Here is an 8601-nt window from a genome sequence, read left to right as displayed (position 1 = left end):
CAGTGAAGCCGTCGCGGTCGACCTCGAGTCCGGCCTCGGCGGCCATCTCCAAGGTCAGGTCGATCGGGAAACCATATGTGTCGTGCAGCGCGAACGCGGCGTCACCACTGATCTGGACGCGGCCAGCGTTCTTGGTCGACGCGGCAGCCTCACCGAACAGCTTGGAACCGGCCACCAGGGTCTTAGCGAAGGCAGTCTCCTCGGCGACCGCGACCGTCCGAATGTGCTCGCGTTTCTCAGCGAGTTCCGGATACGACGGACTCATCAAGTCGATCACCGCGTCGACGACGGCCGCCATCGACGGGTCGGCGCTGCCCAGCAGACGCATTGAGCGCACCACGCGGCGCAGCAGCCGGCGCAGCACGTAGCCGCGGCCGTCGTTCCCGGGGATCACGCCGTCGCCGATCAGCATCACCGACGTGCGGGCGTGATCGGCGATGACGCGGAACCGCACATCGTCGGCCGCATCGCCGGTGCGGTACCCGCGACCGCTCAACCGCGCGGCCAAATCAATGATCGGCTTGCACAGGTCGGTCTCGTACACGTTGTCGACGCCCTGCAGAAGGCAGGCGACGCGCTCGATACCCAGACCGGTGTCGATGTTCTTCTTCGGCAACGGACCGAGGATCGCATAATCGTCCTTGCCGTTACCCTCGCCCCGAATGTTCTGCATGAACACGAGATTCCAGATCTCGATGTACCGGTCCTCGTCGGCCTCCGGACCGCCCTCGACGCCGTACTCGGGGCCGCGATCGTAGAAGATCTCCGAGCACGGACCGCACGGACCGGGCACGCCCATCGACCAGTAGTTGTCGGCCAGACCGCGGCGCTGAATGCGTTCGGCGGGCACGCCGATCTCGTCACGCCAGATGGTTTCGGCCTCGTCGTCGTCGAGGTAGACGGTCGGCCACAGCTTCTGCGGGTCGATGCCGTAGCCGCCCGCCTCGACCGGATTGGTCAGCAGCGTCCACGCGAAGCTGATGGCTTCACGCTTGAAGTAGTCGCCGAAGCTGAAGTTGCCCGCCATCTGAAAGAATGTGTTGTGGCGGGTGGTGATGCCAACCTCGTCGATGTCCAGGGTGCGCACACACTTCTGCACACTGGTCGCGCGCGCAAACGGCGGTGTTTGGTCGCCCAGGAAGTACGGCTTGAAAGGCACCATTCCGGCGTTCACGAACAGCAGATTCGGATCGTCCAGAACAAGCGAAGCGCTGGGCACCTCGGTGTGTCCGGCCCGGATGAAGTGATCCAGGAATCGTTTCCGGATTTCATGCGTCTGCACTGGCCTGCGTGTCCTTACTTGAAGAGCGACAAGAGTCAGCCCCCCAGTCTACCGGCGCGAAGACCCGCGCTTGCCGCCACGTCCCACTGTGTTCATTTGGCCCGCTCGCTGCGCTCCCGGCGCGTTCATTTGGTCCGCTCGCTGCGCTCCCGGCGCCAGCCGCGCACAATCTCGCGCAACTTGCTCACGCGTGGGCGCAACTCGCGCTCGAATCCGTGTTCAGTGGGCTCGTAGTAGTCCCGGCCGACCAGCGGATCAGGCGCGTACTGCTGGGCCAGCACGCCCGCGGGGTCGTCGTGGGGATATTGATAGCCCACCGCGTTGCCCAGATCTTGGGCGCCCCGGTAGTGGCCATCCCGCAAATGCGATGGCACGGTGCCGATACGTCCGGCGCTGACATCAGCGAGCGCCGCCCCGAGCCCAGCGATCACCGAGGGCGACTTCGGTGCGGTCGCCAGGTGGATGGTCGCCTGCGCCAGCGCGAGTCGCGCCTCGGGCATGCCGACCAGCTGCACCACCTGCGCAGCTGCCACCGCGGTCGTCAGCGCGGTGGGGTCGGCCATCCCGACATCCTCACTGGCGTGGATCATCAACCGGCGCGCAATGAAGCGCGGATCCTCCCCCGCGCTGATCATCCGGGCCAGATAGTGCAGCGCGGCGTCCACATCGGAGCCGCGAATCGACTTGATGAAGGCGCTCGTGACGTCGTAATGCTGGTCGCCGTCGCGGTCGTAGCGGACGGCCGCCTGGTCGACAGCAGCCTCCACGTCAGCGACGCTGAGTTCGGGTACGTCGGCGGTGTCACTCCCGCGGAGCGCACCGTCGGCGGTCGCTTCCAGGGCAGTCAAGGCGCGGCGCGCGTCGCCACCGGCCACCGCCACCAGGTGCTCGAGCGCTTCGTCGGACAGGGTCACCGCGCCGCCCAGGCCGCGCCCGTCGGTCACCGCGCGGTTCACGACCGTGGCGATGTCCTGGTCGGTCAGCGAGCGCAGCTGCAGCACCAGTGACCGCGAGAGCAGCGGGGCTACCACGGCGAATGACGGGTTTTCGGTGGTGGCCGCCACCAACAGCACGATCCGGTTCTCCACCGCATCCAGCAGCGCGTCTTGCTGATTCTTGGAGAAGCGGTGCACTTCGTCGATAAACAGCACGGTCTGCTGGCCGTGCACCAGTCGACGGCGCGCCACCTCGATTACCGCACGTACTTCTTTGACCCCCGCAGACAGTGCCGACAACGCTTCGAAGCGCCCGCCGGTGGCCCGGCTGATCAGCGAGGCCATCGTCGTCTTACCGGTTCCCGGCGGCCCATACAGCAGCACCGACGACGCCCCGGAACCTTCGATCAGGCGACGCAGCGGAGCCCGCTCGCCGAGCAGATGCTGTTGCCCGACGAGCTCGTCCACACTCTCCGGGCGCATCCGGACCGCGAGTGGACGGCGATGCGTACCCGGCCCCACCCCGACCGCTGGCATGGATTCGGGGGCCGGGGCGGCCGGATCGGCGAACAGCCCGGGATCGTCGGTCATTCGAACCAGAATTGATGTAGGGCACGCGACACCTGATCGGCAGCATCCGCGAGGTCGGGGTCGTGGGCCAGCCGCGCGGCGTCGGCCAAATCCGCCCAGCGGGTGGCCAGCACACGCGCATCAGAGGTGTGCAGCGACCAGTCGTGCCCGCGCGAGCCCCCGGTGACCAGCCAGCGGGTGCTCAACCAGACCCAGAGCGTTCGAGCGATCAGAAGCCGGTGCTGCAGGTCCCGGTCTCGTCCGACTATTGGCCACAGGCCCTGCACCTCGGACCGCCAGGCGTCGACGAGATCCTTCTCCAACTCCGCCCGCAGCGGCACAGTGGACTCGCCCAGGGCATTAGGGAAGGTGACCAACGCATACCCGACATCCAGGCTCGCATCGCGGAACGAGCCGAACTCATAGTCCATGAACTGGACGCCGTCGGAGTTGATCAGGATGTTCTCCGGGCCAACGTCCGCTGGCGAGAACGCCCGCAGGTCGCCGTCGGTGAACAGTCGGCACCCGGCGGTGAGGCACTCGTGGATCGGCCCGGGCAGCGCGATACCGAGGCGGCCAGCCAGCTCGCCGGCACCGTCGCGGGCCGCTAATGCTTGCGCGAGGACCGCGTCGGGGCCACCGGCCGAATCCCGCACGGTACGGCTGAGTAGCACGGCGAAGTCGTCCTCGCCACCGACTGTCGCCGCATGCATGCGGCCCAGTGCCTGCCCCCAGGCACTCACGCCGCGGCGCACAGTGCTGGCCCCCTCGCCCAACAGATCGAGCATCGGGCGACCGTCGCCCAAATCGGTGAGTACCAGCATCCGAGCGGCCGGATCAGAGGCGATCAGTTGCGGACCGGGTCGCGAGGCATTGGGGAGCGCCGTCGCGTATTGATAGGCGGCCACCTCCCGCTCGAACGGCGCGACCGGGGCATCATCGGTCAGCATCTTGATGACGACGGTGCGGTCGGCTGCCAGTGGATTGTCCAGCAGCCTGGCCCGCACCACGACACTGCGGCCGGAGCCGCCGAGTTCTTCAGGGTCGCGCAGCGATACGGCCGAACCGGCACGCCGACTCAGCAAAGCTTCCGCGGCGGTCAGCACCTCGGTGAGTAGTTCCTCGGCGAAGACGGTCATTCCGGTCACCGCGCCTCAGGCGTCCGCCGAAGCCTTGGCGCTATGGTCTTCCGGCTTGGCCGGCGTGGCATCGATTCCCGACTCCTTGCGCTGCTGCGAGGTGATCGGTGCCGGCGCGTCGGTCAGCGGATCGACGCCGCCACCGGACTTCGGGAATGCGATGACTTCGCGGATCGACGGCTCATCGGCCAGCAGTGCGGTGATGCGGTCCCAGCCGAAGGCGATGCCGCCGTGCGGCGGGGCACCGAAAGCGAAGGCGTCGAGGAGGAAGCCGAACTTCTCTTGCGCCTCGTCGTGGTCGATGCCCATGATCGCAAAAACACGTTCCTGGATGTCGCGGCGATGGATGCGAATCGAGCCACCGCCGATCTCATTGCCGTTGCAGACGATGTCGTACGCGTAAGCCAACGCGTCGCCCGGATTGTCTTCCAGAGTGTCCAACGATTCGGGTTTCGGCGAGGTGAAGGCGTGGTGGACCGCGGTCCAGGCGCCAGCGCCCACCGCGACGTCACCCGAAGCAGTCGCCTCACCAGTCGGCTCGAACAGCGGGGCGTCGACGATCCAGGTGAACGCCCAATCGCCGTCGTTGATGAGGCCGAGCTTCGCCGCGATCTCGCCGCGAGCGGCACCGAGCAGGGCGCGCGAGGACTTGATCGCACCGGCCGCGAAGAACACGCAGTCACCCGGCCGCGCGCCCACATGGGCGGCCAGACCGGCGCGCTCGGCGTCGGACAGGTTCTTGGCGACCGGACCGCCGAGCGTCCCATCCTCCTGAACCAGGACGTAGGCCAGGCCCTTGGCACCGCGCTGCTTCGCCCACTCCTGCCAGGCATCCAGCTGTCGGCGCGGCTGCGACGCACCACCGGGCATCACCACCGCACCCACATACGGAGCCTGGAAAACGCGGAACGGGGTGTCGGTGAAGTATTCGGCACATTCCACCAGTTCGAGACCGAAACGCAGGTCCGGCTTGTCGCTGCCGTAGCGGCGCATGGCGTCGGCGTAGGTCATCCGCGGGATCGGCGTGGCGATCTCGTGACCGATCAGCCGCCACAGGGCGACCAGGATCTGCTCGGCCAACGCGATCACGTCGTCCTCGTCGACAAAGCTCATCTCCACGTCGAGCTGGGTGAACTCCGGCTGACGATCGGCCCGGAAATCCTCATCGCGGTAGCAGCGGGCGATCTGGTAGTACCGCTCCATTCCGGCCACCATGAGCAACTGCTTGAACAGCTGAGGGCTCTGCGGCAGCGCATAAAACGAGCCGGGCTGCAGGCGGGCGGGCACCAGGAAGTCGCGAGCCCCCTCGGGGGTCGAGCGGGTGAGGGTAGGCGTCTCGATCTCCAGGAAGTCGTTGGCCGCGAGCACGGTGCGGGCGGCGGCGTTGGCTTCCGAGCGCAGCCGCATGGCGGCGGCCGGGCCCTCGCGGCGCAGATCCAGGTAGCGGTAGCGCAGGCGAGCTTCCTCGCCCGGGTGCTCGTCGAGCTGGAACGGCAGCGGTGCGGACTCGTTCAGGACGGTCAGCTCGCGCGCGTTGATCTCGATGCCGCCAGAGGCCAGCGCGGCATTGGCGCTGCCGTCCGGGCGGACCTCGACGTCGCCAGTCACCTGGACGCAGTACTCCGAGCGCAGTTTGTGTGCCGCTTCGGCTACGTCGTCGTCGCGGAAGACGATCTGCACCAGCCCCGTGCGGTCGCGCAGATCGATAAACACCACGCCTCCGTGGTCGCGTCGGCGGGCGACCCATCCAACGACGGTGACGGTCTGATTGGCGTTCTCCGGACGGAGATCACCGGCGAGGTGGGTGCGAAGCACTGAGTTCCTTTCAGCGGTGCCAGACGGCAGGCATAGTTGTTTGTCATTCTAGTGGGCGCGCCTCGTCGAGGGCACGTCGCATCCGGCATCGCTGTGCTGACATGCGGCGGTTCGGGACACACCGCCGTTCGGTGTTGGATGGATCTGCGGTTTGCTGGCGGTGCACCGTGCCACAATCGCGGTGTGACGTTTCAAGGTAGTGGCGGTATCGACGGCGGCGGTGTCGGTGCAGGCGGCGGCGGGGGTGGCGGTGGCCGGATCGCGATGGGCGGCGGCCTCGGCCTGGTCGTCACCCTGATCGCGCTGTTCTTCGGCCTCGATCTGACCGGTGGCAGCGGCAGTTCTAGCCTCACCCAGGACCAAGGTGCAAGTCAGTCGCAGTTGGAGCAGCACATCCGCGCCTGCACCTACGAGCAGGCCAACGCTGGCGACTCGGTGTGCATCATCGCCGCAACCGCCGACAGCCTCAATGCCATCTGGCCCCAGTTGCTTAACGGCTACACCAAGCCGCAGACCCGGATTTTCTCCGGCAGTATCGACACCGCATGTGGTCACGCCACGTCGGCGATGGGCCCGTTCTACTGCCCCGCTGATCAGACCGCGTACTTCGACCCGACGTTCTTCGCCGAGCTCAAGCGGATGGGCGGCTCGGACGGCAACCTCGCGCAGATGTACGTCGTGGCACACGAGTTTGGCCACCACGTCGAGAACCTCATGGGTGTGCTGGCCAAGGGGCAGCGCATGGGTAATGACGGATCGGTCCGGATCGAGTTGCAGGCGGACTGCCTAGCTGGCGTGTGGGCCCACCACGCGCAAGAGGGTACCGGCACCGGCTACCTGAAGCCGATCACCGACGAGCAGATCGCCACCGTGATCCAAACCGCCCGCGCCATCGGCGACGACACCATTCAGGGTGCGCGCTCCAACCCTGAGGGCTGGACGCACGGTTCGGCCGATCAGCGCGTGCGCTGGTTTCAGGTGGGCTACGACAGCGGTGAGCTGCGTCGGTGCGACACCTTCGCCACCAACCAGCTCTGATCCAATCTATCCCTGCCGGAACGGCTGGAAACACTCCTCGACGGTGCTGCGCAACTGCTGCCAGTCACCGATGTAATCGGGAGTCGTGCGCGCCCGCAACCACCGGTGTCGCATACCGTCGACCAGCACCATCAGGATGGTCACGACGGCCTCGGGTTCGCGGTAGTGCCGCGCCGCCAATGCCACGGTTGCCGCGTTCGGCGCTGCTGGCGGCCGGGTGTAGTAGGCGTGCGCCGGATGACTCACATCGGCCACTGCGTCGGCTTCGAGGGCGTCGAAGTTGCGGGCTTCTGCGGCATGGGCGGCGATGTGCCCGACGAGGGCATCGCCAAGATCGAGGATGCTGGCCGAGGCGCCGATATCGGCAAGGAGTGCAGCAGCGGCCCGAAACTCTTCCGCGTCTCGTTCGGCAATCACTTCTTCCAGAAGCGGCTGCAAACCCGCAAAGTGATGAAGTAGGCCGGGCGCCGTCAGATCGCAGTAGCGCGCCACCGATCGCAGGCTCAACCCGGCCGGACCATTCTCAGCGATCAGCGCTCGGGTCTTAGCGAGGATCTCGGCACGACGCTGGTCCGGTGCAAGTCGCCGTGCCATCGCTGCTCCGTTCGCTGCTATCGGGGATATCAGGTGCCGTCGGGAAAGACGGTCAGTTCGAATTCTCGTCCACGACTCTTGATACCACTCCCGCACTACCTAACAGGTGTTATATATAGCGGGAGTGATGCGAACCTCCGGGAGGAATAGCGTGCATAGCGGAAATCAGGTCGGGCAGTCCAGTCCGGCGATTCCGGGCTTCTTCCCGGACCCGAGTGTCTGCCTGCACGGCGACCGCCTGCTCCTCGTCAATTCAAGTTTCGAATACTTCCCGGGAATTCCGTTGCACGAGAGCCCCGACGGGCGGGGGTGGGCCTTAATCGGCAACGTGCTGAATCGGCGCGAGCAGGTGGATCTGCGCGCGGCACCGTCTAACGGCGGCATCTACGCGGCAACGATCCGGGAGCGGGCTGGTCAGCTCTTTGTCATCACCACCGATATCGACTCTGTTCGAGCCGGCCAGCTGCTCTTCACCGCAGTCGATCCCGCCGGCCCCTGGAGTACCCCGATGCGGGTCGCGGGCGCGGTGGGTATCGATCCTGACCTGTTCTGGGATGCCGACGGCACCTGCCGAGTCAGTTGGAAGCGCATTTTCGACGATCAGCCGCCGGCGATCGTGTCGGCCCCGATCGATCCGGCCACTGGTCAGCTTCTGGGTCCAGCGCAACTGCTGTGGCAGGGCGTCCCTGGACTCGCCTCCGCCGAAGGCCCACACCTGTATCGACGTGCCGATTACTACTACTGCCTGCTCGCCCAAGGCGGTACCGAACGCGGACACTGCGTGGTGGTCGCTCGCGCACGAAGCCTCGACGGCCCGTGGGAATCGTGCCCCGACAATCCGATCCTGACGCACCGCAGCACCGACCTGCCCGTCCAGAACGTCGGTCACGCCGACCTCTTCGAACGCCCCGACGGCTCCTGGGGTGCGGCCTACCTGGGGGTCCGGCCACGGGGCATGGTCCCCAAGTATCACGTCAACGGTCGGGAAACTTTCCTCGCGGACGTCGAGTGGGTCGATGATTGGCCCCGCCTCACAACTGGATCGGCGGCCGACGACACACCCGCCGCATACCCGGCCACCAACTTCTTCGACGACTTTCCGGGCCGGCTGCTCCATCCCCGGTGGATCTCTCCCGGCGGCACCGGAGTCGATACAGTCTCGTGCGACAGCGATCCCGGCATAGAACTCCGACCGACCGGCGATGAGTCGTCAGCCAGGCCCGGACTG

Annotated in this window: 7 protein-coding genes; 2 read left to right on the top strand and 5 right to left on the bottom strand. The window is 66.6% G+C overall.

Going from position 1 to position 8601, the window contains the following annotated elements; genetic code table 11:
* From alaS to aspS, 4 genes are all read right to left on the bottom strand, one after another.
* On the bottom strand, positions 1 to 1282 hold a 1282-nt coding region (gene alaS / locus WAW85_RS01710; protein ID WP_422557934.1), incomplete at its 3' end, for an alanine--tRNA ligase.
* Between the two features lie 125 nt (positions 1283 to 1407).
* The gene (locus tag WAW85_RS01705) at positions 1408 to 2754 is read right to left on the bottom strand and encodes a replication-associated recombination protein A (RefSeq protein ID WP_422557935.1); all 1347 of its coding nucleotides are present in this window, start codon (positions 2752 to 2754) and stop codon (positions 1408 to 1410) included.
* A gap of 50 nt (positions 2755 to 2804) precedes the next feature.
* A complete protein-coding gene (locus WAW85_RS01700; protein ID WP_422557933.1) occupies positions 2805 to 3926 on the bottom strand; it encodes a hypothetical protein in 1122 nt (373 codons plus the stop codon).
* 15 nt (positions 3927 to 3941) lie between these two features.
* Positions 3942 to 5741 carry an aspartate--tRNA ligase gene (gene aspS, locus WAW85_RS01695; RefSeq protein WP_422557932.1) on the bottom strand — a complete coding sequence of 600 codons (1800 nt, stop codon included), beginning with the start codon at positions 5739 to 5741 and terminating at the stop codon, positions 3942 to 3944.
* A gap of 183 nt (positions 5742 to 5924) precedes the next feature.
* Between aspS and WAW85_RS01690 the strand changes: the two genes are divergently transcribed.
* Complete coding sequence (locus WAW85_RS01690; protein ID WP_422557931.1) at positions 5925 to 6779, top strand: neutral zinc metallopeptidase; 855 nt, start codon at positions 5925 to 5927, stop codon at positions 6777 to 6779.
* A 6-nt stretch (positions 6780 to 6785) separates the two neighbouring features.
* Here WAW85_RS01690 and WAW85_RS01685 read toward each other — a convergent pair whose 3' ends face one another.
* The gene (locus WAW85_RS01685; protein ID WP_422557930.1) at positions 6786 to 7373 is read right to left on the bottom strand and encodes a TetR/AcrR family transcriptional regulator; all 588 of its coding nucleotides are present in this window, start codon (positions 7371 to 7373) and stop codon (positions 6786 to 6788) included.
* A gap of 151 nt (positions 7374 to 7524) precedes the next feature.
* Between WAW85_RS01685 and WAW85_RS01680 the strand changes: the two genes are divergently transcribed.
* The coding region (locus tag WAW85_RS01680) for a glycoside hydrolase family 43 protein (RefSeq protein ID WP_422557929.1) at positions 7525 to 8601 on the top strand (1077 nt) is incomplete at its 3' end.

The sequence above is a fragment of the Gordonia sp. (in: high G+C Gram-positive bacteria) genome, assembly GCF_049299075.1.
Classification (GTDB): Bacteria; Actinomycetota; Actinomycetes; order Mycobacteriales; family Mycobacteriaceae; genus Gordonia.
The sequence above is the reverse complement of the archived record's forward strand: the minus strand, read 5'-3'. Positions and strand labels throughout refer to the sequence as shown.